23 protein-coding genes are annotated in these 23,492 nt (G+C 66.1%); 9 read left to right on the top strand and 14 right to left on the bottom strand.

Features of this window, described 5'->3' with window-relative positions; translation table 11 throughout:
• Window positions 1-105: 105 nt before the first annotated feature.
• The 3 genes from stf0 to N4S67_RS10060 form a co-directional block, all read right to left on the bottom strand.
• Window positions 106-909 (bottom strand): trehalose 2-sulfotransferase, encoded by an 804-nt coding sequence (stf0, locus tag N4S67_RS10070; protein ID WP_260992802.1) that lies wholly within the window; start codon window positions 907-909, stop codon window positions 106-108.
• A 66-nt stretch (window positions 910-975) separates the two neighbouring features.
• Window positions 976-2,349, bottom strand: a complete 1,374-nt coding sequence (locus N4S67_RS10065) for a sulfatase family protein (RefSeq protein ID WP_260992801.1) — start codon at window positions 2,347-2,349, stop codon at window positions 976-978.
• Between the two features lie 137 nt (window positions 2,350-2,486).
• On the bottom strand, window positions 2,487-2,969 hold the full coding sequence (locus N4S67_RS10060) for a hypothetical protein (protein WP_260992800.1): 483 nt from the start codon (window positions 2,967-2,969) through the stop codon (window positions 2,487-2,489).
• Between the two features lie 37 nt (window positions 2,970-3,006).
• Here N4S67_RS10060 and N4S67_RS10055 point away from each other — a divergent pair, with 37 nt between their 5' ends.
• Window positions 3,007-3,678, top strand: coding sequence for a phosphatase PAP2 family protein (locus N4S67_RS10055; protein WP_390893328.1), 672 nt, complete (start codon window positions 3,007-3,009; stop codon window positions 3,676-3,678).
• Here N4S67_RS10055 and N4S67_RS10050 read toward each other — a convergent pair.
• Window positions 3,629-5,125, bottom strand: coding sequence for a bifunctional phosphatase PAP2/diacylglycerol kinase family protein (locus tag N4S67_RS10050; RefSeq protein ID WP_260992798.1), 1,497 nt, complete (start codon window positions 5,123-5,125; stop codon window positions 3,629-3,631). The genes N4S67_RS10055 and N4S67_RS10050 overlap by 50 nt on opposite strands.
• Window positions 5,126-5,187: 62 nt before the next feature.
• Between N4S67_RS10050 and N4S67_RS10045 the strand changes: the two genes are divergently transcribed.
• The 3 genes from N4S67_RS10045 to N4S67_RS10035 are packed head-to-tail and all read left to right on the top strand — an operon-like array spanning window position 5,188 to window position 7,265.
• Window positions 5,188-5,772 (top strand): ArsR/SmtB family transcription factor, encoded by a 585-nt coding sequence (locus N4S67_RS10045; RefSeq protein ID WP_260992797.1) that lies wholly within the window; start codon window positions 5,188-5,190, stop codon window positions 5,770-5,772.
• A gap of 2 nt (window positions 5,773-5,774) precedes the next feature.
• Complete coding sequence (locus tag N4S67_RS10040) at window positions 5,775-6,602, top strand: SRPBCC family protein (RefSeq protein ID WP_260992796.1); 828 nt, start codon at window positions 5,775-5,777, stop codon at window positions 6,600-6,602.
• Between the two features lie 9 nt (window positions 6,603-6,611).
• Complete coding sequence (locus tag N4S67_RS10035) at window positions 6,612-7,265, top strand: L,D-transpeptidase family protein (RefSeq protein WP_260992795.1); 654 nt, start codon at window positions 6,612-6,614, stop codon at window positions 7,263-7,265.
• Here N4S67_RS10035 and N4S67_RS10030 read toward each other — a convergent pair whose 3' ends face one another.
• Both N4S67_RS10030 and N4S67_RS10025 read right to left on the bottom strand, forming a co-directional pair.
• Window positions 7,266-7,727: a nuclear transport factor 2 family protein gene (locus N4S67_RS10030; protein WP_260992794.1), complete on the bottom strand. Its 462-nt coding sequence runs from the start codon at window positions 7,725-7,727 to the stop codon at window positions 7,266-7,268.
• 34 nt (window positions 7,728-7,761) lie between these two features.
• A complete protein-coding gene (locus N4S67_RS10025) occupies window positions 7,762-9,267 on the bottom strand; it encodes an FAD-dependent oxidoreductase (protein WP_260992793.1) in 1,506 nt (501 codons plus the stop codon).
• Between the two features lie 110 nt (window positions 9,268-9,377).
• Here N4S67_RS10025 and N4S67_RS10020 point away from each other — a divergent pair, with 110 nt between their 5' ends.
• Both N4S67_RS10020 and N4S67_RS10015 read left to right on the top strand, forming a co-directional pair.
• Window positions 9,378-11,048: an Hsp70 family protein gene (locus N4S67_RS10020; protein ID WP_260992792.1), complete on the top strand. Its 1,671-nt coding sequence runs from the start codon at window positions 9,378-9,380 to the stop codon at window positions 11,046-11,048.
• A gap of 19 nt (window positions 11,049-11,067) precedes the next feature.
• On the top strand, window positions 11,068-11,517 hold the full coding sequence (locus N4S67_RS10015) for a cupin domain-containing protein (RefSeq protein WP_260992791.1): 450 nt from the start codon (window positions 11,068-11,070) through the stop codon (window positions 11,515-11,517).
• Between the two features lie 3 nt (window positions 11,518-11,520).
• Here the strand turns inward: N4S67_RS10015 and N4S67_RS10010 are convergent, their stop codons facing one another.
• Genes N4S67_RS10010 through N4S67_RS10000 form a run of 3 tightly spaced genes read right to left on the bottom strand, consistent with a single transcriptional unit; the run spans window position 11,521 to window position 15,333 of the window.
• Window positions 11,521-12,717, bottom strand: a complete 1,197-nt coding sequence (locus N4S67_RS10010; RefSeq protein ID WP_260992790.1) for a DUF7159 family protein — start codon at window positions 12,715-12,717, stop codon at window positions 11,521-11,523.
• Window positions 12,718-12,753: 36 nt separating this feature from the next.
• The gene (locus N4S67_RS10005; protein WP_260992789.1) at window positions 12,754-13,218 is read right to left on the bottom strand and encodes a hypothetical protein; all 465 of its coding nucleotides are present in this window, start codon (window positions 13,216-13,218) and stop codon (window positions 12,754-12,756) included.
• Window positions 13,219-15,333, bottom strand: coding sequence for a DUF4185 domain-containing protein (locus N4S67_RS10000; RefSeq protein WP_260992788.1), 2,115 nt, complete (start codon window positions 15,331-15,333; stop codon window positions 13,219-13,221).
• 394 nt (window positions 15,334-15,727) lie between these two features.
• On the opposite strand from N4S67_RS10000, the gene N4S67_RS09995 reads away from it, so the two are divergent.
• Window positions 15,728-16,396, top strand: coding sequence for a hypothetical protein (locus tag N4S67_RS09995; protein WP_260992787.1), 669 nt, complete (start codon window positions 15,728-15,730; stop codon window positions 16,394-16,396).
• Window positions 16,397-16,399: 3 nt separating this feature from the next.
• On the opposite strand, the gene N4S67_RS09990 is transcribed toward N4S67_RS09995, so the two are convergent.
• Window positions 16,400-17,170: an SDR family NAD(P)-dependent oxidoreductase gene (locus N4S67_RS09990; RefSeq protein WP_260992786.1), complete on the bottom strand. Its 771-nt coding sequence runs from the start codon at window positions 17,168-17,170 to the stop codon at window positions 16,400-16,402.
• A 26-nt stretch (window positions 17,171-17,196) separates the two neighbouring features.
• A complete protein-coding gene (locus tag N4S67_RS09985) occupies window positions 17,197-18,420 on the bottom strand; it encodes a serine hydrolase domain-containing protein (RefSeq protein ID WP_260992785.1) in 1,224 nt (407 codons plus the stop codon).
• A gap of 155 nt (window positions 18,421-18,575) precedes the next feature.
• Here N4S67_RS09985 and N4S67_RS09980 point away from each other — a divergent pair, with 155 nt between their 5' ends.
• Window positions 18,576-19,424, top strand: a complete 849-nt coding sequence (locus N4S67_RS09980; RefSeq protein WP_260992784.1) for a hypothetical protein — start codon at window positions 18,576-18,578, stop codon at window positions 19,422-19,424.
• A 68-nt stretch (window positions 19,425-19,492) separates the two neighbouring features.
• Here the strand turns inward: N4S67_RS09980 and N4S67_RS09975 are convergent, their stop codons facing one another.
• The gene (locus N4S67_RS09975; protein WP_260992783.1) at window positions 19,493-19,867 is read right to left on the bottom strand and encodes an ATP-binding protein; all 375 of its coding nucleotides are present in this window, start codon (window positions 19,865-19,867) and stop codon (window positions 19,493-19,495) included.
• A 184-nt stretch (window positions 19,868-20,051) separates the two neighbouring features.
• On the opposite strand from N4S67_RS09975, the gene N4S67_RS09970 reads away from it, so the two are divergent.
• Window positions 20,052-20,444, top strand: a complete 393-nt coding sequence (locus N4S67_RS09970) for a hypothetical protein (RefSeq protein WP_260992782.1) — start codon at window positions 20,052-20,054, stop codon at window positions 20,442-20,444.
• Window positions 20,445-20,457: 13 nt separating this feature from the next.
• Here N4S67_RS09970 and N4S67_RS09965 read toward each other — a convergent pair whose 3' ends face one another.
• Window positions 20,458-20,787, bottom strand: coding sequence for an STAS domain-containing protein (locus tag N4S67_RS09965; RefSeq protein WP_260992781.1), 330 nt, complete (start codon window positions 20,785-20,787; stop codon window positions 20,458-20,460).
• Window positions 20,787-23,342, bottom strand: coding sequence for a SpoIIE family protein phosphatase (locus N4S67_RS09960; RefSeq protein ID WP_260992780.1), 2,556 nt, complete (start codon window positions 23,340-23,342; stop codon window positions 20,787-20,789). The genes N4S67_RS09965 and N4S67_RS09960 overlap by 1 nt, the downstream gene beginning before the upstream one ends.
• Window positions 23,343-23,492: the final 150 nt, after the last annotated feature.

Genomic DNA, 23,492 nt, shown 5'->3' with positions numbered 1-23,492 from the left:
GCCTCCGGTTCAGCAGAACGATCACCTGCGTCACCAATCCGCGAATGATGTGCACCGCCTCGGCTTCGAGCAGCCGTAGCTCGTCGACGTGCACCGTGTCGACCGTCATGTCGGAAGCCCCTCCTTCTCGGCGTCGGCCCGGTAGCGGTCCACCCACTCGTCGGACCGTTGATCGGCCTGTCGCTCCAATACCGGCGCGGGCGCCAGCCGACGGTCCTGTCCCAGGGCCTCGAGGACGTCGGCCACTACCTGAGTGAGGTTGCGCCACAACACCGGATAGGGCACCTCCATCGGTTGGACGTTCTCCTCGGCGAACCAGTTGCGCCAACCTTCTTCCTGCGCGCGCAGCATGTTGACCACGTGGGCGATGGCGCCGGCGTGGTATTCAGCGCGCGCATCGCGCACCGGGTCGGGCCGTCCTCGCCAGACCCGCGTCTGCACCGCGCGCCAAAACGAGACCGCTTGCGACACAACGTCTGGGCGGAACACATGGATCAGCACGGGGTCGCTGCCGATCACGTCGCGGATGGCTGAGAGCAGACCGTCACCGGACCGCTCGGGCAGGCTCGCGGCACGGTCCAGCAACAGAGGCGTCTGGTTCCACATCAGCTTGCCACCCCATATGCCGTTGGGTGTGCGCCCGACCGTCCGGATGTAGTCACGCCAGATCTCCGCGGGCGCGAGGTCTGGTTTCCCCTCGTCCAAGGGGTCGAGCAACCGCAGGATCGACTCGTCTGCGGCGTCGGCGAACCACTCCCGCGGCTGAGGCGACATGCTGGTGCTCGGCAGGTACTGGAAGAACTCCTGAGGCTCACCGGCGACGCCCGTGGCCCGCAATGACTCGACCAGCAGCGTGCTGCCGCTGCGCTGCGAGGCGAGGACCAGATAGGCCGTCTGTTGAGCAGGCATGAGCGCGAGCCTAGCGGGAGTCGAAATCCCCGGCTTGCTAGGCCTTTTCGATCATGATGACAATAACTATTGCCCGCGGTGGTCGTCTTCGACGCCACGTTCGGCGGCGATAGCCGACCGGCTGGTGATTCGCGGCCCGTGAATGTGGAGATACGTCTCGGTATAGCGCTCGGAAATCCTGGTGCCTGCGAAGTCCGACGGGATCACGTCGTTGGTCTTCATCCGCCAGTCGTTGAGCAGCAACGCCAGATCGTTGGCGACAGCTTCGGCCTTGTCGGTGGCGTCGGGGCCGAGCAGATTGTGTGACTCGGTGGGGTCCTCGAGCAGATCGTAGAGTTCGCGTTCGGGCCGGCGGGCGGCTACCTGGGGTGCGACCGTGCGACCCGGCGCGCTGTCGGCGATGTCCCACGGCAGGTCCAGCAGCGGTCGCGATGCGTAGTTTTCGATGTAGCTGTACTCCTTGGTGCGGATCGCGCGGATCGGGTCGAACGAGTCGTGGAACGTTTTGGTGGTGTAAACCTCGGTGCGCACCGGACCGTCGCCGTCGGGACGCGACAGGCTCGCGGCGTGCGACATGCCGTCGATGTCGTCGGGCACGTCGAGACCGAGCAGGTCGAGCAGGGTGGGGACGAGGTCGACACCGCTGAACAACCCGTCGTAGGTGCGCGGCGGGAGTTTCCTGTCGCGCGGTGGCCGCACGATCATCGCGATGCCTGTGCCGGCGTCATAGAGCGTCGATTTGGCCCGTGGCAGCGCAGGACCGTGATCGGTCATGAAGACCACCCAGGTGGTGCGGTCGAGGCCGGTTGCGGTCAAGGTGTCGAGCAGTCGGCCTACCGCGGCGTCGGCGACGGAGATGGATCCGTAGAAGTCCGCGAGATCCTGCCGGATCTCAGGGGTGTCGGGTAGGTAGTCCGGCACGTCGACGGCGGTGGCGTCGGCCGGTTGGTAACGGTCGTGCGGATACGGCCGGTGTGTCTCGAAGAATCCTGCGGTCAAGAGGAACGGCTGCTCAGGCGCATTCGTGAGCCACCGGGTCGCATGTTCGACGACGTATTCACAGTAGGAGTTGGAAACGTCGAACTCGTCGAAACCGAGCTTCGAGGGATAGGACGTCTCGTGCTGCATACCGAAGAGTGCTGTATGCCAACCTGATTCGGACAGCAGGTGCGGCAGCGTGCGCACTCCTGCGCGGTACTCCCAGCCGTGGTGCGCAAGACCGACCAGACCGTTGTTCTGCGGGTAGCGGCCGGTGAACAGCGAGCCGCGAGACGGTGAGCACAGCGGCGCGGTGGCGTGCGCGCGGGTCAACAGGATTCCCTCGGCGGCCAGTTCGTCCAGGCGCGGGCTGTCGACGTCAGAGTGTCCGTACGCACCGAGATGACGCCCGAGGTCGTGCCAGTGCACGATCAGCACGTTGTCCCGTCGCGGTTCAGTCACAACGCTCCCTTCGTCTCGTCGGTACACCGAACAGGCTTGGCGCTGAATCGGCAACCATTCCGCTCACGTTATCCACAACGGCGGATCGGGAGGTTCGCCCGCAAACCGGTGACGCTGCCTGTCGAACCGGCGCCGTTCTAGGGGTCGTAGGGCACGCCGACCGCGCGGAAGACGTATTCCGGCGGCACGTTGAAGGCCAGTGAGCGACGGGGCAGACGCCTCAGCATGTCGGCCGGGATCGGCTCTTTGTAGTGCATCGACAACTCTCCGCTGAAGCGCGGGTCCACCGCGGCGATGTCGACGTCGAGATGCAAGCCGCTCTCGGACAGTTCAGCCGTCACGGTGCCGGACTGCTCGAGGTCCCACCGCTGATCGATGGTTCGGCCGGCCAGTTTGGGAACCGACGACAGCGTGGCGAGCACCCGCATGTCGGTGATCACCAGCGAGCCCACAAAGCTCGACACATTGCCCTTCGATCGCTTGCCCGGGATCTTGCCTGTGAAACGTCGGGTCACCGGCACGTACTCGGCGAGATGGATGATGCCTTCGGCCTCCACCTCCGCCCGCAGCTCGGCGGGTAGACCGCCGATTCGGAGCAGCTTGCGCAAGAACACAGCCATGGCTGACCACCCTAACGGGGGTGGTAAGGGTGAAGGGGTGATACGACGGAGGGGCGCGCTGGTGTCATCAGCAGTTCTCGCCGTCGTCGTGTACGTGCTGATGTGGATCGCCATTGCGTTGCCGTGGAAGTGGATCGAGGTCGTCGACCAATCCGCACTCGACACCTTCTACCGCTTCGGCACGGCTCATCCCGGCTGGGTGACCGGGTGGGACGTCTTCTGCACGGTGCTCGGACCCGGAGCGTTCCGGCTGACGACCCTGATCGTCATCGTCGTGGCGCTGGTAAAGCGCAGATTCCCTCTCGCGGTGTTTCTCGTGGTCTGTGTCGAACTCAGCGGACTGGTCACCGAAGCGGCCAAAGCGTCGGTGAACCGTGCGCGACCCGACACCGCGTTCGTCTCCGCTTGGAGCACGTCGTTCCCGTCCGGGCATGCCCTCGGGGTGATGGTCGCCGTGCTGGCTTGGCTGACCGTCGTGCTACCGGCAGTTCGCCGTCAGCGGCGGGGTTGGCTCGTCGCACTGGGCGTGTTGGTTGTCGTGACGATCGGGATCGGACGGGTGGTGCTCAACGTGCACCATCCATCCGACGTGCTGGCCGGATGGGCTGCGGGGTACGCGTATTTCGTCCTCTGCCTTCTGGTGGCGTCTCCGAGACGTCCTATTTCGGCAGCGGACGAAACACCGGCAGCGCCCGATACCGCACAGTGAATTTGGCTTCGTCGTATTCACTTCCGACTTCGCCGTCCCGAGCCAGGACGGTCGGCCCATCCACCGCGGTGAAGGCGAACTCCGGAACGCGGAGCTCGTGATACAGCGGACTGCGTTCCAACCTGCCGAAAACAAGCGCCGTCAGGATGCGAATCTTGGAGAACGGGCGGCCGGTATCAAGAATTCGAACGTCGATCAGGCCGTCATCCATCCGTGTTCGGATTGACGGCGCGAACCCCGACGGTAGGTACGTCGAGTTGCCCAGAAAGAACAGCGAGGTCTGCAATGTCTTGTTGTCGTAGGTGATTCGGACCGGCTCGTCCCCCCACAGGGTGTGCAACATGGCATACACCCCGGCCAACGGCTTACCTATCCGACGTTCCAGCCGCTCGCGCGTCCGGACGAAATTCGGGTACGCCCCTATGCTCGCGGTATTGATCACGATCTGGTCCTCGTTGAGGCAGACCAGATCGACGCAAGCGACGCTGCCGGTACGGATCGCCTCGACCGTTTTGGCGACGGTGTCGCAGCCGATGTCTTTGGCGAAGTGGTTGAAGGTTCCGGTAGGGAACACGGCAAGCGGAACTCCCGCGTCGACCGCAACCTCGGCTGCGCACGACACCGTGCCGTCGCCGCCGCCGACGGCCAGCACTTCGGCCCGCGCGGCGGCCGAGCGTATCGCTTCCTTGACGTCATCCTGATCGCCGAGTTCGACGATCTCGGACTTGGGGAGCGCTTGGCGGACGTCTTCGATGACGCGGGCGCCGGTCCCGCGACCGGATGCGGGGTTGATGACCAGCACGACTCCCTCGCCGTCCGGCCGGGGTGGAGTGTCCACGCGCAACGGATCGGCGGCCGGAATCTTGGTCCGTACCACCGGCGGGACCAGCCTCGACCCGAGTACGGCGATCGTCGCTCCGATTCCGAAGCCGGCAAGGACGTCGCCGGGATAGTGAGCGCCCGTGGCGACACGGGACAGGCCGACGAGGCCAGCCAGCAGCGCCAGTGGAAGGCCAAGTGCCGGGCTTTCGAGGCCGACCCCGACCGCGAAGGCGGCCGCGCTTGCGGAATGGCCCGAGGGCAGTGAGTTGGACGTAGGACGGTGCCGGGTGCGACGACGCAACGGCACGGAATCGAACGTCGGTCGCGGACGCTGTCTGATTCGCTTGGCGCCCTGGTTGGTGAACAAACTGGTTGCGCCCAGCGTGATCACGCCTCGGGCAGCACTGCGTCGCGCGCTGGATTTGCCGGTGGCCGCCAGGCCCGCTGCGATGGCCAACCACAGCTTCGAATGATCGGCGGCGCGGGTCAGCGGCGGCATCATCGAGTCGAGCAGCGGTGTGGGCGATTCCGCGATCGCTTCGAAGATCTCCCGGTCAAGGGCGCCGAGGCCCTGCGTGATGCGCTGGATGCCGTGTCGGCGCCGTCCCTCGGGCAGTAAGTCCATGGGTCCAACCTATCCGGCGGCGCCTATTGACAAACTTTCTTGTCAAGCCTCACCATGGTGGCGTGCTCGACGTCGACGTGATCGAAGACCCCGCCGCCGCAGTGAGCGCGCTGGACCCGATCCGGAGTCGGCTGCTGGCCGAACTCACCGAACCGGCGTCGGCGGCCACCCTCGCGTCGCGGGTCGGGATCGCCCGGCAGAAAGTGAACTATCACCTGCGGGCGCTGGAGACCCATCAACTCGTCACCGAAGCGGGTGAACGCCAATGGGGAGGCCTGCGCGAGCGTCTGCTCGTCGCGACGGCGGCGTCCTACGTCGTGTCGCCTCGAGCGATGGGGCCCTTCGCGGTCGACCCCGGCCGCACGAACGACCGGCTCTCGGCGAGCTATCTGATCGCCCTGGCTGCGCGCGCGGTCCGTGAGGTCGGAACGCTGTGGCGCGCCGCGCGGGAGAAGGACAAGCGGCTCGCGACGTTGTCCATCGACACCGCGGTCCAGTTCCGGTCGCCGTCCGATCGCGCGGACTTCACGCGCGACCTGTCCGAAGCCGTCACGTCCCTGGTGGCGCGCTACCACGACGAATCCAACCCCCGTGGCCGTACCTACCGCCTCATGGTTGCGGCTTATCCGAAGCCGAAGGAGGAGTGAAAGTGCCGTTGAAGAAAGACAACTCGGGCCGCCGCTGGGTCGAGATGGAATTCCTGGTGCCCGGCACGCCCGAGCAGGTGTGGCAGGCCATCGCCACCGGCCCGGGAATGAGCGCCTGGTTCACCAGCGTCACTGTCGACGAACGCGAAGGTGGCGCCATCACTTTCGACTTTGGTGACGCGAACTGCGGCCAGGACGTCTCCACCGGCAAGGTGACGGTGTGGAACCCGCCGGAGCGGTTCGCCTATGAGGAGTACAACTGGAGCGGTGACGCCCCACCCGTCGGTACCGAGGTGACCGTAACGGGCCGCTCCGGAGACAGCTGTGTCGTGCGGATGGTGCACAGCCTGTTCACCGAACGAGACGACTGGGACGACGAACTCGAGAGCTTCGAGACCGGCTGGCCGGGCTTCTTCGAGGTGCTGCGGGTGTACCTCCGGCATTTCGCAGGCCGACCCTCCGCGGCGGTGCACGCCATGTCGGGCGCTCCTGGCGGCGACGCAGAGATCTGGGCGAAGCTGACCTCCGGGCTCAACCTGGCCGGCGCCAACGTCGGCGACCGCTGTCAAAGCCCCTCTGGTGCACCGCGTCTGGCAGGCACCGTCGAGCGCATCCATCAGACCGCGATCATGCGCGAAATAATGCTGAGGCTGGACGAACCCCACGAAGGCGTTGCGGTGATCGGCAGTTGCGATATGGGCGGCGAAGCGCGCGGCATGGCGAGCATCTTCTTCTACGGGCCCCAGGCGAGCGACACTGCGGCCGCCGAGCAGAAGAAATGGACCGATTGGATGCGTGGCGTGCTCGAGGGCGACACGGTCGCGCCCTAACATGAGCGGGTGCGCCGCCTACTGACGCTGCTGTGTGCGGGCGTGGTCTGGCTGGTTGCCGCACCGGTGGCCGCCGGGCAGGCCGCGCCGTGGTTCGCGCGGTCGGTCGGCAACGCTACGCAGGTGATTTCCGTTGTGGGCGTAGGCCAGACGGACGCCAAGGTCGACGTGTACGAGCGGACGGCCGCAGGCTGGCAGGCAGTCGGTGCAGGTATCCCCGCCAAGATCGGCGAGAAGGGGATGTCGGCCGATCACTACGACGGTTCGATGATGACGCCGATGGGCGTTTACAGCCTCGACTTCGCCTTCGGCACGCAGCCGAATCCAGGCGGCGGTCTGCAATACGTGCAGGTTGGTCCCAACCATTGGTGGGACGGCGACATGAAGAGCCCGACCTACAACACCATGCAGGTGTGTGAGGAGTCGCGGTGCCCCTTCTCGACCGCGCTGTCCGACGGCACCGAGAACCTCGACATCCCGCAGTACGCGCACGCGGTCGTGATGGGGGTCAACAAGGCGCGCGTTCCGGGTAAGGGAGGCGCGTTCTTTCTGCACACCACCGACGGCGGGCCGACGGCAGGCTGCGTCGCGATCGACGACGCGATGATGGTCAAGCTGATCCGGTGGCTGCGGCCGGGCGCGGTGATCGCGCTGTCGAAGTAGTCAAATGTTGAGGGCCTTGCCCGGTTCGACCTTGAAGTTCGTGATCGACTCGGTGGACATCGTGACCTCGTAGGTCCGCTTGTAGCCTGTCGCGCTGATCTTCCAGCCGTCGGGGGTGCGCCGGTAGCGGTCCTCGTAGAACGCCGCGCCGTAGAGCATGAAATTGAAGTCGGCGACGATCACTCGGTCCTGCAGGTACCAGATGCCTGTGGCCTCGTCGCCGTCGACGGCGATCTCGGGGTGGGTCACTCGGTGTTCGGTGAGCACATTGGCGGGCATCGACGTGCGCATGAACTCGACCAGAGAATCGCGGTCGGTGAAGTGATGCTCTTGACCGAGTGAGCTGCCGTAGTCGCCAACGATGTCGTCGGTGAGGGTGGCGGCGAAGTCGTCCCAGTGCTTGGTGTCGAGCGCCCGCAGGTACCGGTACTTGACTTGCTGGATCTCGTCGATGTCACCCATGGCCGACATTGCAGCACACGGGCGCGGCGTGCGGCTACTGTGCCGGCGTGAGGTTCCGCGTTGCGGGACCCTCGAGCAGCGTGCCGTCGGGGGCGAAGCGCGATCCGTGCAGGGGGCATTCCCACGCCTCGTCCGCGTCGTTCCAATTGACGATGCCGCCGAGGTGCGGACACACCGGCGAGACCCGATGCTCTTTCCCGTCGACGACGGCGCGTCCCTCGAGGTGCCAAGGCGGGCCGCTGACCACGCCGCCGTCTTCCGGCGTGCGATTGAACGTGCGGGTGACGGGCGTGACCCACCCCCTGGCGAGATAGAACCCGACCTGCATGTTGGTCTGCAGGGCTTTGGGGATGCCGGACAGCTCGTGCGGACTCCAGCTGGCGAAGGCCTCGGCCCAGTCCATGCGGCCCCCGAGGATCCGGCTCGACAGCGCCAGCGCGGCGGCGGGTCCGTTGGTCATGCCCCACTTGTCGAAACCCGTTGCCACGAAGATGGATTCATGCCCTGGGAGGATCGGCCCCACATACGGGAGCTCGTCGACCGGCGAGTAGTCCTGCGCCGACCAGTAATGCGTCTGCATGGCTCCGGGGTAGTGCTTCTTCGCCCACGAGTCGAGTTCTGACACCGAGGACGACGGGCTTTTCTCGTGGCCGACGGGGTGGCCGGCGCCGCCGACGATCAACCGGTCGCCCTCGGAAGTGGGTGCGTAACGGACCGACCGGGTGGGGGAGTCGGTCGAGATGTACATGCCGCGCGTGATATTGCCCGGCACCTTGTACGCCATGCAATACGAACGTTGCGGCTTCAGGCGGGCGAAGAAGCCGCCGCGATCGAGGATCGGAATACCCGTGGCGAGCACGCATTGCTTTGCGGCGATGTCGAATTCGTGGCCCTCAGTAGTGCGCACATTCAACGTCAGCCCGTTGGAATCGTTCGAGACCTTCTGCACCCGAACGCCTTGCGCGAGACGGCCGCCACGTTCGTCGAGTTCGACGATGAGACTGTCGAGCAACGGCATGGGATCGAACTGCGCCTGATCGGCCAGTCGCACACCACCGGAGAACGGGAACGGAACGTCAGCGTCGTCGACCCATTCGGCCGCGAGGCCGACCGCCGTGCAAGCGTCGTACTCCTCGCGCGCCGACGACAAGCCCTTCTCGGACTGTGCGTAGGTGTAGGCGTCCTCGCGTTGCACGGCGATGCCGTGCGCCTCGCAGTGCCGCACCAGCCAGTCCTGGCCTTCGCGATTGCCCTCCACGTACTGGCGTGCGGTCTTCTCGCCCTGCTTGGACATGATCTTGGACAGCTTCGTGCCTTGCAGCAGGCTGATCTTCGCGGTCGTGTTGCCCGTGGCGCCCGCCCCGATGAACTGCGCTTCAAGTACCAGGACGTCCTTGCCGGCCCGCGCCAGCAGCACGGCGGTGATCAGCCCGGTGATACCTGCGCCAACCACCACGACGTCGACCGACCGGTCGGCTTCGACCAGCGGATTCGCCGCGCTCGCCCGATCGGCCCGGTTTGCTAGCCACAGAGATGTCATGGCCTTGGCTGTACCCACTGGGGGCCGCTCAAAACCGTGCTGGCCGAACGGGGTTCGCACGGAGTGTCTACCCCGTTTCGCCAGGTTGGCCGGTTATCGTGTGCTCCGATATGAGCGACCCTTTGGGGTTGTCGATCGGGACGACGAACTTGGTCGCGGCGCGCGTCGGCAATCAACCTGTGATTCAGCGTTCGGTGCATACCCTCGCCGACGGCACCGTGCTCAGCGGCCTGGTCGAACGCGTCGGTGACTCGGTGCCGTTGGTGGCCGCCGACGGAACTGCGCATCGCGCTGAGCGGCTGCTGGCCGACGCGCTGGCGGCCTTGACGGTGTCGGCCGGTGGACAGCCGTCGGCCGACACCGCCATCGCGGTGCCCGCGCACTGGGGACCGAACCACCTCCGGGCGATGCGCACCGCATTGCGCGACCACCCGGCCCTTGCGCCGGCCGGGGTGCCGGTGCGCCTGGTCTCGGACGCCGTGGCGTCGCTGACCGCACTGCACGCCAACCCGGGCCTGCCCTCGCAGGGCGTCGTGGTACTGCTCGACTTCGGCGGTGGCGGCACCAGTATCACGCTGGCGAACGCCGCCGCGTTTTTCGAGCCGATCGACGAAACCACCCGGTACACGGAGTTGTCCGGCGACCTGATCGATCAGGCACTGCTCACTCACCTGCTCGATTGCCTCGCAGCCACCGGCGGGGTCGATCCAGCGGGCACCGCCGCCGTCGGATCGCTGACCCGGTTACGTGAGCAGTGCCGACACGCCAAGGAGCAGTTGTCGACGGAGTCGGTCATCGAAGTGGCCGCCGAACTGCCCGGGCTCCGGTCGGCTGTCCGGGTGACCCGCGGCGAACTCGAGCAGTTGATCGCGGTTCCACTCTCCGGCCTGCTATCAGCGATAGACAATGCGTTGAACAGCAACGCAATTGGGTGGACGAACGTCTCGGCGGTTGCAGCGGTGGGCGGCGGCGCCGCCATTCCGTTTGTCACCGAACGGCTCGCCGCGCACACCCGGGCTCCGGTGGTGACGACGCCGCAACCGGCGTTGGACGCAGCGATGGGTGCCGTGTTGTTCGCTGCGTACGGTTCGGCGGCCGACGCCGCTACCGGGATGGCTCCGGTGGTCCCCGTCGAGCCCGAGGCACCCGGGTCGTCGACGTTCCGCGCGCTGGCCTGGTCGCAGGACGACAACGGCGCCGACGAACCCGTGCCCTATGCCGCACACGACGACACCCCGACGCGCCCGCCCGTGCAGTACGTGCCGCCGACGGGACCGATCGAGACGCCGCGCGCATGGCATCGACTGCCCCAACTCGTGTTCGGAGTGGCCGCCGCCATCGCGCTCGTGGCGGTGGGCGGCGTGGCCATCGCGCTGTTAAGTGCGACCGACAGCACCACGGTCACCGAAGTCCCAGGCACGACCATGTCGGTTCCGCCGCCCAGTGCGGCGCCGACGAGCCCGCCGAGTGCGCCGCCGACGAGCCCGCCGGTCGAGACCGTGATCCTCAGCAGTGAGCCGCCGCCCCCGCCGCCTCCACCCGTGACGACGACGGTCGCCCCCACGACGACTCAGCCGACCACCACCACGACCACAACAACGACCACCACGACAACGACCACCACGACGACCACACCGTCGACAACCACGACGACCACGCCGACCACCACCACGACCACTCCGATGACCACGCCGATGACGACGACCTACCTCAACGTTCCGTTCGTTCCGGTGCCGATTCCGATTCAGGTGCCGCAGAATCCCTATCAGCCGGTACCTTGAGCGCCGGAGGGGAGAGACCGTGAAAAAGAGATTCCTTTCAGCGGCCGCGACAGCGGCCATCGTCGGCACCGGTGCATTCGCCGGCCCCGCGGCGGCGACACCGGCCGAGGGAGACCTCGAGCGCACCGACATCTCGAAGGGTACGACGGACGCGCCGATCGCCATCGTCGCCGCCGGCCAGCAGACGGCGTTCTACATTCAGGAGGTCGAACTCGCTCCCGGCGCCAGCAGCGGCTGGCACACCCATTCCGGACCCGAGTACTCGAACGTCACCGACGGCACGGTCTGGGTGCAGTCCGCGCCTGGGTGCGCGGCGATCCCTTACAGCGCAGGCCAATCCGTCTTCGTACAGACCGGCGTTCCGCACCGCGTGTTCAACCAGGGCACCGACGACGCGGTGGCCACCGTGACCTACACGCTGCCCGCGCAGAACCCGGTTCGCGACGACGCACCCGCCGCCTGTCCCTGAGTTCTAACGCGGGGCTTGGTAATCCGGTTCGTGGAACCGGTTGATGATCGGGAGGCGTTCGATGATCCGGTCGCGGAGTCGGGGCTGCTGCTGAACCGGCGGAACGTAATTGGGCACCTGCGGCGGCGGGACGTAGGCGGGCGCCGGTGGTGGAACGTATGCCGGAGCCGGCGGTGTGTATGCCGGAGCCGGCGGTGTGTAGGCAGGCGCGGGTGGTGTGTACCGCGGGGCGGGCGGCACATAGGCGGGCGGGTCGTACACCGGTTCGGGTGCGACTCGCCGCGGCGGTGGCGCGGCAACGACGATGGTCTGCGCGACAACCGGACGCGCCTCCTCGATCGACGCGATCCGGCGGGGCTTTTCAGGTGCCGCCGCCTCAGCGGCGGCCGCGGGCTCGGTGGCGCCGGCGGTCTGCGGTTCCGACGACGGCGATGAGAGCTGCAGACCCAGTGCGGCGGACAGCGCTACGACGAAGGTCACCACCGCTGCGGCGACGACGGACGCCAATGCACCGACCTTCGACGGAATTCTCGACCGCGCGGGCGTCAGGGCGTTGACGGCGTTCGCCGAGGCGAGCGCGGCGCCGCGCGCCAGCGCGAGCTCGGCCTCGGCTGCCGAGAAGACCGGCGCCTCGGTCACCGCGTCGAGAGTCGAGACGATCACGTCGAGGTCAGTGGCCGAGCCGACGACGAACACCGCGTCGGGGCGCCAGTCGTCGAGTTCCAGCATGGCGAGCACGCTGCTGGGCAGTTCGACGACATCGGCGCCGTCGAGGGGTCGGGCGATCCGGTCGGCGGTCACGCCACTGGAGTCGACCACCGCGACCAGCGCGGCGTCGGGTTCGACAATGCACACCGCGACGTCGTCGTACTCGGCGATTCCTGCGATTCCTCCGGCGAGCACGTCGGCCGCCTCGAGTTCGGATACCGCGATGACGTTGTCGAATCCTCTGGCGGTCAACGAGTTCAAGATGCCAGTGGCTGCGTCTTGCGCCTCGTTCGTCCAGGTGACCCCGATGGCGTGCACACGTTGTGATTCGACCTCACTGACCAGCAGAACGTCGAGCAGATCCTCGGGATCCACCGGCATGTCGAGATCGAACGCGCCGCGATTCAGGGTGGCGCCCTCGCCCGTCGTCCCCTCGACCAGTACCCAGCGCACAGCGCGGGATGTCATCGACAGGCCGAGCACGACGTCCATGGGATTGCCTTCGATCTGCGTTCGGGTAATCCGACATTACCGCCGAACCCAGAGACAGTCCCCACTTAGGTCGACCGTGAACAGCAGCGGCAGGAACTCGACCGCGAAGGGCGCCCCCGGCTCGCCGGCCGACGTCTGCGGCGGCCCCAGCGATCCGGTGTCGGCGATGGCGGTCTGAACGGCGGTGCACCGGCTTGCGGAGTCCTGCGGGGTGGCGAGCCAATCGCCGGAGTCGGCCTCGCGGTTGCGCTGCGCCTCGCCGTGCAGGACGAGCGCGGGTCCGTAGGAGAACCATCGGTCGCTGTGCGGATGGGGGTCGTCGACAACCTGCCAGCCGGTGTCACCGCACCGCAGAACGGTCGACTGATCGGACGCCCGAGTGAGCGCATCGACAAGGACTGCCGGACATCGCGCACCAGGTTGTGGCGCAACGGGTTCCGCGTGCGCGACAGCGGGCGCGGCCACCGCGAGCCACGCCGCTGCCAACGCGATGGCGCGCACTTACACCTTCGTCAGATCGGTCCGCATGAGCCTCACCTGGTAGTCGTTCCATGTGGACAGGTTCCAGTAGAGGTACTTCTGCTCGGCTGTGGGCACGTTGTCGGAGCCCGACCACGGGTGGATGTACGGCGCGTACTTGCCGGCCATGCTGGAGGCGCCCACCAGCGTCGTCGGGGCCGACCATGTGCCCTCGGGCGAGGTGGCCGTGCGCATCACGATCTTGCCGCCTGAGTCGCCGTACAGCATCACGTATTTCTTGAGGTACGGGTTGTACTGCACCGACATTTCGCTGACGGCCGGATAGGTGGTCTGCTTGAAGAAGAAGAAGCTGGTGGTTGTTCCCGGCAGTAGTGGCTTGGCCGCCGACGGTGTGTTGGCGACCCAGGTCGAACCGTTCCAGTACTCGTACTTGGACACGTCGAGGATCTGTGTCTGCTGGACCCGTGACAAGTACACCGTGCCGGCGCGCCCGGACGGTGTGCCGTACGCGTAGACCCACCCGGCCGCGGCTTCTGGGGAACCCGCGGGAGGTGCGACGAACGCGCCCTGCTGGAAGTTCTGGTTGCCGGACACGTAGGGCACGGTCGCCCGCCCGGCCGCCGCGGTGCGGATGCTCGTCGGCGCGATCCGCCAGGTCTGTCCGTTGTCGTCGCTGTAGGCGATGCCCGAGTAATTCGTCGTCCAGCGGCCCGGGGTGTCCCAGGACCGGACCGACATGAAGCTCATGTACTGCCGGGCGCCGTAGGCGTTGTTGTACGGGGTGGAGATGCCCGCGGTCGGAATGATCGTCACTTCCGGGCCGATGGCGTAGGGCGAGTGAACGGGCTGGCCGGGGCTGGGCAGTATCGGGTCCGACCAGTTCGGGCGCTCCATCGGCGAACCACTGAAGTGGTCGTACGGCACACCGTTCGGCACGTACAGCCCGTTGCTCAAGGTGCCGTCCGCGGAGCGGAACAGGGTGTTGAACCGCCACACGCCGGTCCGCACATTCGGCCAGCCGTTGCTGAACGTGTCACCGAAGGCGATCAGCACCTGGTGTTCGTTGACGTCCGGTGTCGCCGGGTTGTCCGCGATTCCGTTGTCCCACATGATGCCGAGGTCGGTGCCGCCGATACCGAAGCGGGTGGTGGTGTTGTTGAGGTTTCCCGCACCGGTCACGAATTCGATGAAATGTGTGTTGGCGCTGATGTACTGAGGCGTTCGACTGGTCGCCGGATACGTCAGGACCGAGGAGGTCGACACTGCGGCCAGCGCCCTCGCGAAGGACATCGGAGGCTCGTTGAACTCGCGACGTGCGCCAAGACCGAGCAGCGCCATCACGATGGGCGACCACACCGGGGCGCCGGGCAGCTTGGAGACGAACTGCCCGATGCCGAGGCTCGACAACACGTTGACCACGACCCGCTGCAGCAGGTTCTGCGGCGCGGCGGGCGCCTGGGTGGCGGCCAGTGCCACCGGAACAGCGGCGGTCTGCGTCGTCGTGATGAGCGTCTGGGTCTGTTCGACGGCAGGCGTGATGTCCACCGCCATACGCTGGGCGTTGGCTTGAGTGTCGCCGGCGGTCAGGTTCTGCGCAGCCTTGTCCTCCTCGCCGGTGGAGGCGGCGGCCACAGCCCGCGCCGCGGGGGCGGCCGGTTGTGCCGGGGCGCCGTTGGAGGATGCGTTGTCGTCGCCCGGCTGCGCGGCAGGCGGCTCCGTGCCTGCGCCGGTGTCGACGACCCCGTCCCCGCCGGTATCGACGCCGAGGTCTTCGCCACCATCGGTGTCCGCGTCCGCGTCGGTGTCGTCGTTCTCTTCGTCGGCGTTCTCTTCGTCGGTGTCTTCGTCTTCGTCGGCGTTCTCGTCGCCATCGTCTTCGTCGGCGTCGACCTCGTCGGCGTCGGCGTCGGCACCGGCGGTCTGCGCGGCGGTGTTGTTCGTGGCCGCCGCCGATGACGCGGGTTGGCTCCCGGTCGGCGCGGTGTCGGCTGAGGTGGACGCCGACGACTCAGACGTCGACGAAGTCGACCCCGTTTCGTCTGCCCACGCGACGCCATGACCGGTTGCTACCGCCGCCCCGACGCCCAGCGCCACGGCCAAACCGCCGACACGACCGATGTATGCAGATGCACCCATTGCTGATGGACCCCTCGATTGATGCATCCCCGACTTGGGACAAGAGTCGCACATCTGAGATCACTGGATGGACAAATCGGCGCTGATTGTCACGCGGTGGAGATCAGCGCCCTGATTTGCTGAACCGAGGTGACTGCGCCCGCCGTCGATGCTGCCGCGTGAGTATGGCTTCTCCGACTGCGGCGGGGCGGACGGCCCGTGGTGCCGATGTCGACGTAGCCGAACCCTGGATCACCTTCCCCGAGGTTTGCTGTCATCTCTGTATTGGGCGCTTCCAATTTGCCATTGCGATCGTGCGCGTGAGAGCCTACCTACCAGCACTGATGTGGTGTTCGTGACAAAATCGTGACAACACCGTGACTTTTTGCTCGATTCTCTCGTAGGGTGATTTCTCGTGGGCAGGCATTCCGTAGCCAAGACACGGCGTAAGTCGCCGGCGGCCGTGGCGGCAGCTGTCGCACCCGCCGCCGTGTTCTTAGCCGTTGCCGGAGACGCTTATCAGCGTGTCGCAAGGGAAGAGCCCAAGCCCGTCGCGGAGGTCGCGGAGGAGTTGGCGCCGAACGTCGAGATCGTCGCCGCGGCGCCGACCGCGCCCGCACCCGCTCTGGTGATCAGTCACGCCAGTTCCAACGCCGCACCGAATCCGGCGATGGCTGCGGCCCGCCTGCGAGTAGTCGACCGGACGCTGCCTGCCGGCGTCGCACCCGAAAGCGGCCTGCAGGTCAGGACCATCCTGGTCGCCCGCAGCATCAGTGCCTTGTTCCCTGAGATCAGCAACATTGGCGGTGTGCGGCCGGATTCACTGCGCTGGCACCCTGACGGGCTCGCGCTGGACGTGATGATCCCCGACCCCAGCAGCGACGCGGGTATCGAACTCGGGAACAGGATCGTCTCGTACGTGATGGCGAACGCCACCCGCTTTGGAATCCAGGACGCGATCTGGCGCGGCGGCTATTACACGCCCGGTGGTGGCCGCCAAGGCGGGTACGGCCACTACGACCACGTCCACATCACCACGACGGGCGGCGGATACCCGACCGGTAGCGAGATCTACTACCGCTGACCGTCAAGGACGGAATGTCACGCCACCGTCGACGCTGATCGTCTGGGCGGTGATGAAACTCCCGTCGTCCGACAGCAATAGCGCCCCGAGCGCCGCGACGTCGTCGGGATTGCCGAAGCGCGACTTGATCATCTGACGCGCCCGCGTTTGGTCGACCACGCCGTCCGGCATCGTCATCTCGTCGAACTTGTAGTGCCAAATCAACCCGGGTGCTATCGCGTTGGCGCGAATTCCCTTGGGACCGTAGCGCCGAGCGATGTGGCGCATCAACGCCAGTTCCGCCGCCTTGCTCATCTGATAGGCCACTCGGGTGCCCGCGCCGTTGTAGGCGTCGATCGAGGCGGTGAACACGATCGATCCGCCGCCACCGTCGATCATCGGGGGGATGGCGTGTTTGGCACAGATCACGAAACCGCGGGTGTTCACCCGCATCACGTCGTCGAACACATCGAGAGGCATGTCGACAACGCCACCGGGCAAGTACGCGTCGGCCGCGCTGGTGAAGTTGACGTGAATGCCGTCCAGGCGGCTGAACGTGTCGACGGCAAGCGCGACGATCGAAGCGACCGAGCCCTCGTCGGCGCCGTCGAGGGCCGTTGGGAGAACACGCTCACCGGAGGCATCGAGGTCAGTGGCGACGCGCGTCGTCAGGTCCGCGTCGAGGTCGCCGATGACGAGTCGCGCACCTTCGTCGGCATAGCGTTTCGCCAGGCCGTTCCCGATGCCGCCGAGACCGGCGACGATGATGACTTTGTCGTTGAGCAGTCCCGCCACGGCGTCAGTGTCGCATCGCTGTCGTTTCACAGCGACAGTCCGGTGTAGATCTGGTTCAGCATCATTGGCAGGAGCGCCTGTGCGGTGGTCTTACCGTCCGGCGTCAGCGTCAGATTCGTCCAAATAATCAGCGTCACGTCGTTTTCCGGGTCGTGACCCATGAACGAGTTGAACCCCGGCAGTTCCCCTCCGTGGTAGTACATTGCGGCCCTGGGGCCGAAGCGCTGATAGGAAATGCCGTATCCGTACTTCTGGCCGTCCGGGCCCGCCGCAGGATCCTCTACCTGCGGGCTGGCCAACCACTGCTGACGGAAGTAGGCGTTGAAGAGCTTGCCGGTGACGAGCGCCTGCATCCAGGTGGCGAGATCGTCGGCCGTGGAGACCGCGCCGCCGGCGGCGGTGGCGTACGACGAGTTCTGATGGGTGTAGTCAACGGGTTTCAACGTTCCGACCCAGGCCGCGGCCTGCATCTCGGGGGGATAGGGATCGTCGGCGAGCGCGTAGAAGCTTCCGCCGTACATGTATCCGTGTGAATACGGTGCTGGCAGGGTGGTGTCGTTCGCGGCGGGAAGCGACGTCTGGGTCAATCCGGCCGGCCCGTACAACCGATCTCGGAACTGCAGTGCCAGTGTCTGCCCGCCGGCCTTCTCGGCAATCAGGCCGAGCAGGGCGTAGTTGGTATTGCTGTACTCGAAGTCGGTACCGGGTGTGAACTGAGGTGGGTGCCGGAACGCAATGGCCAGAACCTCCTGTGGTGTCCATGCCCTGCCGGGGTCCGCATCCATCGCGGCCGACAGCGACGGGTCGGCGGTGTACCCGTACAGCCCGCTACGCATTGTCAAAAGCTCTGCGACGGTGATGTTCTCGCCGTTGGGAACATCCGGCACGTAGGTCGATACCGGGTCGTTGAACCTGACCTTGCCGTCCTGCGCCAGCAGCACAATGAGCGCTGCTGTCATGGTTTTCGTGTTCGACGCGATGCGGAAATGGGTGTTCGCGGTGGGCGGCGACTGGGTGCCTGTTTCGGTGGTGCCGGTGGCGACGGTGATGTCGCCGTGTGGTGTGCGGACCATGACCAGCGCGCCGGGGACCATCATGTCCTTGGCGGCGGTGTCGACGGCCACTCGTAGCGCGGCCGGATCGATGGTGTTCAACGCCGCCGGCGGCGCGGGCTCTATCGCGCAGCCTGCCAAGAACAACCCGACACATGCGGTCAGCGCTGCAACGCTTCGGCAATAGGTAACAGCCATGTCATCACCACCGCCTCAGCTGCGATAGCCGTAGCTTAGCCCCGCACGATGGGACCCGACGCGGGATCGAACCTGTGCACTCGGCTATACAGAGCCGCCCTGCGTGGCATCATCAGCCGCAGAGACCCACTCGAGGGGCGGTGCGGGGGTGACCAATGGATTCCGAACAGGTCATACGCATAGCACTCACGGTGGTCACCCCGATCCTGACCGCGGCGATCGGTGTCGCCGCCATCGCGATCGGGGACTGGCGCGAACGCAGAACCCAAGTCGGACAGCGGAAACTAGCGTTCGAAGACGCCAGTAGACAAGTCGCGTTCGCCACTGAATGGTGGACCGCGAGCAAGCTGGTCGCGGATTCCGCTGACGCAGAACAGCGTGCCACAGCCCAGGCGCGGGCTTGGCTCGAGGAGGCCACGGAGCTCGTCACCGGCTCCAAGCCGTCGCCCGTCGAGGAACAGTCGACCATCACGCTTCGGCGACTGCTTCTCGCATTCCCCATGCGCCGCCGCGCCGCAAGGGTCCTTCGTGGCATCTTCTATTTCTTCCTGGGCGTGGCCGTGCTCGAGGTCTCGTCGGCGCTCAGTGCTGCTTTCGGCAGGCAAGACACACTCGGCATTCCGGACTATTTCTCGGGGGGATTCGTCTACGGCGACCTCATCGCCATCTGTGTCTCGATGGTGATCGCCATGGCCTTCCGCTTCGCGTCGCAACACATTGAGAACTCAGAGCCCCTCGCGGAGGCGCAAGACCGGATGACGCTGCGTCGCGCACTGCTGCTGTACAAGTTCACCCGGCCTGCCGGGAGAATCGCTCGCGTCGTCTTCTGGTTCTGCGTCGTTCTCATGCTGGTCAACCCGGTGGTTATCGTTCTGGACGCCTTCAAGGACCCGAGGTTGCTTCCCAGTGATCTGGTCGCGCTCGTCGCGTTCACGGGGTGGACGGTGGGCGTGCGGTACTGGGCGACGTCACTCGAAGAGCGCGAACGGGCTGCCGCCCGCTGAGTGAGGGCGAACGTGGTCGTCGGCTACCGCGCGCGGGCGAGGGGCAGTGGCCATATCAAGCCCCGCTGTCAGTCGGTCCGCGAGACGAGAGTCCGGTGATTGCCGTCCTTGTCACTGCGGTACGACAGCTCATCGAGAACGCGTAACGCAATTGCCAATTCGCGACCGTGCTCGGCGAGTTCGTCGGGCAGCGACACCGTGTCGAGGTCGACGCTCGAGGGCTTGCCATCGTTCGCCCCTACCTCACCCACCGCGAGGTCCATGTACATTCGGGCCCGGTCGGGCGCGCTGTGTGCCGACCAGACCTCGTCCAGCGTCCGCTGCATAGCCGCGAACGTGTCCGGACCTGTCGTCGTCTCGAGCACGGCGATGTCGTTGCCTTCTGTCCCACCGCTTTCGGCGCAACCCACCTCGGTAACGAGTATTGGCTTGCCCGAACCCATTTCGCGCAGCGAAGACCGCCGAAGGTGTATTAACGAACCTAGAAAATATTCCGGGCGGTTCGTTGAGCCGGTGGAAACCTCATGCGCCGGCCACTGCGACATTCTTGGGATCGGTAGCGCCTACACCCCGGTGAACTGACCTCAACGACGCCGACGACGCGGCGCTCAACGAGGAAGAGCACACATGACCACTCACAGCCGAAAGCGGGTCATCGCGGGAGCGGTGTTGTCCGCCAGCATTGCCATTACCGGTCTGGGTTTGTCCACCGGTGTCGCCGAGGCCCAAACTCCTCCGGGCGGCCCTAACACGTGGTGCCCCGGGGATCCGCCGGTGGAAACCGGGAACAAGAGGGTCAACCCGGTGCGCTGGGACGAAAGCGTCTGCCATGAGTATTGGTTCGTCTACCACGGGCAGGGCAATGTCGCGCAGAACATCTGGGATGGACCGAATCCGCCAGGGCCGCCCGCAAGCCAGTACTGGCGTCCCGCGCCGCCGCCTCTTCCACCAGGCTGGTGCTGGGCGATGTTCCTGCCCGGGCCGTGCCCGCCGGGGGTTCCGGGGCCGAGGCTCGGCTAGGTTCGCGGCTGCGTCAATGCTCCGCGGCCGACGGCGCGGGTTCGATGTTGACCAGTTCGTTCAGGCCACTGATGGTGACGGTGGACATCAGGCGTGGGTGTGCGATGAGATTCGCGATGTATCCGGCCCGAACAGACAAGGCGTTGATCGCAGCGCTGTCGAGATATTCAACGGCGCTGAGGTCGACGACAAGCGTTCCGTCGCTGTCAGCGGTCTCGGTGGTAGCAGCGGCGAGGGCCTGGGTGAAGGCGTCGATGTTGCTTAGGTCGATCTCGCCCGCTGCGATCAGGACGAGTTTCCCGTCGTCATAGCGTGCGGTGTCGAGAGTGAGCGACGTGGGCATCAGGTGATCCTCGCGGATAGGTGAACTGTGGTTCCAGTGGTGTCGGAGTCGATGGTGACCTCGCGCATGAGCCCTCGCATGAGGGTAATGCCCCGCCCGCGATGAGAGTCGCGCGACGGCTGTGGAGGCTTCCACGAGCCGGTGTCACTGATGGTCAACCGCACCTGGTCGACCAGTGCGGTCGCGCGCAGGCTGACAGTGCCTGGCTTATGGCGGTGACCGTGCTCGATTGCGTTGGCGACGGCTTCTCCGGCGGCGACGAGCACGTCCATCGCCTGATCCGGATGCACCTGGGCCCGGGCCAACCAGCTGCGCAAGGCAGTGCGGGTGGGGGCGAGCTGGCTGACATCAGCGGAAAAGCGCAGCTCCAGCGGGGCAGGATGCCGGTACAGCAGAAGGACAACGTCGTCCTGGTAGCCGCCCCCCGGCGCGAGACCTGTCATGATTTGGTCCGCTAAATCTTCCAGCGCCGAGCCGCGGAGGTTCCGCATGAGCTCGGCGGCTCGGGAAATGCCCTGCTCCAGCGCAATAGAGCGACGCTCGACCAGACCGTCGGTGTAGAGCAGAAGGGTCGCGCCCGCTGGCACCGTCACATGGGCCTCCGGGCGGGGCCAGTCACGTCGGATCCCCAAGGTGATGGTGTGGCCGTCGTCGAGGATCCGGATTGTGCCGTCAGCATGGATCAAAATGGGCGGCGGGTGTCCGGCGCTGGAGTACACCAGTTCACCGGTCTCGGGGTTGAGTACTGCGCAGACGGCGCTGGTGCATTGGGCACCGGGCAGTCGTGCCGCGAAGCGATCGATTCCCGCGAGGGCGGCGCCGGGGCTGGGATTGTCGAACAGCAGCGCTCGGCAGGCGCTGCGCACTTGACCCATCACAGTGGCGGCGGCGAGGCCATGGCCGACGCAGTCGCCCACAATCAACGCGATGCGCCCGTCGTCGAGGTCGACGACGTCGTACCAGTCACCGCCCACTTGAAGGGGCCGACTCGCAGCCTGATACCGCACCGCGAACCCGTGCGGCAGATCAGCAGGACCGAGGATTGCATGCTGTAAGGCCAGGGCGGTCTCGCGTTGCTGGTCAACCTGATACACCCGCTGCAGGCCCTGGCCGAGGCGTCCTGCCAAGACGGTGAGCAAGGTCTGGTCTTCGAGTGTGAATGGTCGCTGCTCGGTCAGATCGATCCACACGACGAGTACGCCCTCGGGATGCTGCATCGCAATGCCCGCAGTCCCGGGCACCGTCGTGTTCGGTGTGAGCAAGTCACCGTCGCGCAACGAGATGAGCATTCGCTGGGTATCGGACGGCAAATCTGACCACTGCGTGACCTCGCCGACCGACACCACCTGCGGGGTGGTTTCAGCGGAGGATCCGCGGATTGGGAAGGTGATGGCCAGCACCCGGCGTGCCCGCCACAGCCGACGCAGTTCCTCGGCTGCAGCCTTCAAAGCGTCATCCACCGTGTCCGCTTGAGCCAGTTCCTGATTGAGCGCATGCTCGCGACCTGCCGCCAACGCCAATGCCAATGCAGCGTGGCGGGCGAAGTCACTGACGAGCTCGAGGTAGTCCTCGCCGAAGGGCGGCTGCTGAGGACGGCGCGCAACGGCAATCACACCGAGCACCACGTCGTCCGCCGTCAACGGCATGACAATCGCCGAGCGGTCACCCACATCGGTGAACCCCTCGATCGGATATTGAAAAGAATCGGTGATCAGCGGTACACCGCGACGCGCAACGCCGCCTGTGGTGGAACCGTCCATCGGGACCTGGCGCCCGATGACCTCCGAGGCGTACCGGCCCGCTGTCGCAGCCACAACGAGTGTGTCGACGTCGTCGACGGGCAGATCGGGCTCATTTGGAACCAGCAAAATCGCTTGCTCGGCATCGGCCAAATCCAACGCCCGGTTCACGATGAGCTGCAGCGGCCCCGTCTGTGGAGCGCCGGACAGCAGCGCTGTAGTGATCTCGCGGCTTGCCTTGGTCCATTTCGCCGATTCGCGTTCTCGCTCAAAGAGACGCGCATTGTCGATGGCCGCCGCCGCCGCTGTCGCCAGCGCCCGCACGGCACTCTCCTGAGGGTCGGAAAACACTCGGCCAGGCCGGTCGTCGGCGAGGTAGAGATTCCCGAAGTCAGCTCCCCGCACGGTAATCGGAAATCCGAGGAGTGCCCGTATCGGCGGGGTGCGTGCGTGCAGCCCGGCGGCCTGCTGAGCACTCAAGTCATCGACGCGAAGGCCCTGACCTACTGGCACCTCGCCGAGCGCGCGGGCCGTGTCTTCGTCGATTCCCGCGCCGATGAACGAGACGAAGGTGCCGTCGGACGAACGGACACCCAGCGCTCCGTACGCGGCACCGCTCAACTCCATCGCCGCGTTGACGATTCGATGCAGCGTCACTTCCAGGTCAAGATCGGAGCCGATTGCGACGATCACCCGCACCAGCTGTTCCATCTGGTCGCAATCCGCCACCAGCGCGTCCACCTGTTCGTGCAAGGTCTTGACCAGCTCGCGCCGGCCACGCCAGGTAAACGCGGGCTCAACCCCGTCAATGTCCATAGACGCTCAACATTAGTCAGGGACTGGCGTCGTTTCGGCCTATCGGGCGCGCTCCCAAGACGGCGACCAAAACCGAGTAGCCGAGATCCGTGGAGCCGATGACGGGAATCGAACCCGCGGATCAGCTTGGGAGACATCCACCGACCGCCA

It is taken from the genome of Mycobacterium deserti (assembly GCF_025345615.1).
In the GTDB taxonomy this organism is placed as follows: Bacteria; Actinomycetota; Actinomycetes; order Mycobacteriales; family Mycobacteriaceae; genus Mycobacterium; species Mycobacterium deserti.
This window is presented reverse-complemented; position numbering and strand designations above follow the sequence as displayed.

Excerpts from the sequence above, each read along its gene's own strand:
- N4S67_RS10010 (WP_260992790.1), bottom strand. The coding sequence starts at position 12,717 with ATGGACGTCGTGCTCGGCCTGTCGATGACATCCCGCGCTGTGCGCTGG.
- N4S67_RS09985 (WP_260992785.1), bottom strand. The coding sequence starts at position 18,420 with ATGGCTGTTACCTATTGCCGAAGCGTTGCAGCGCTGACCGCATGTGTC.
- N4S67_RS09975 (WP_260992783.1), bottom strand. The coding sequence starts at position 19,867 with ATGGGTTCGGGCAAGCCAATACTCGTTACCGAGGTGGGTTGCGCCGAA.
- N4S67_RS09970 (WP_260992782.1), top strand. The coding sequence starts at position 20,052 with ATGACCACTCACAGCCGAAAGCGGGTCATCGCGGGAGCGGTGTTGTCC.
- N4S67_RS09965 (WP_260992781.1), bottom strand. The coding sequence starts at position 20,787 with ATGCCCACGTCGCTCACTCTCGACACCGCACGCTATGACGACGGGAAA.
- N4S67_RS09980 (WP_260992784.1), top strand. The coding sequence starts at position 18,576 with ATGGATTCCGAACAGGTCATACGCATAGCACTCACGGTGGTCACCCCG.
- N4S67_RS10000 (WP_260992788.1), bottom strand. The coding sequence starts at position 15,333 with ATGGGTGCATCTGCATACATCGGTCGTGTCGGCGGTTTGGCCGTGGCG.
- N4S67_RS10060 (WP_260992800.1), bottom strand. The coding sequence starts at position 2,969 with ATGGCTGTGTTCTTGCGCAAGCTGCTCCGAATCGGCGGTCTACCCGCC.
- stf0 (WP_260992802.1), bottom strand. The coding sequence starts at position 909 with ATGCCTGCTCAACAGACGGCCTATCTGGTCCTCGCCTCGCAGCGCAGC.
- N4S67_RS10050 (WP_260992798.1), bottom strand. The coding sequence starts at position 5,125 with ATGGACTTACTGCCCGAGGGACGGCGCCGACACGGCATCCAGCGCATC.
- N4S67_RS09960 (WP_260992780.1), bottom strand. The coding sequence starts at position 23,342 with ATGGACATTGACGGGGTTGAGCCCGCGTTTACCTGGCGTGGCCGGCGC.
- N4S67_RS10020 (WP_260992792.1), top strand. The coding sequence starts at position 9,378 with ATGAGCGACCCTTTGGGGTTGTCGATCGGGACGACGAACTTGGTCGCG.
- N4S67_RS10030 (WP_260992794.1), bottom strand. The coding sequence starts at position 7,727 with ATGGGTGACATCGACGAGATCCAGCAAGTCAAGTACCGGTACCTGCGG.
- N4S67_RS10025 (WP_260992793.1), bottom strand. The coding sequence starts at position 9,267 with ATGACATCTCTGTGGCTAGCAAACCGGGCCGATCGGGCGAGCGCGGCG.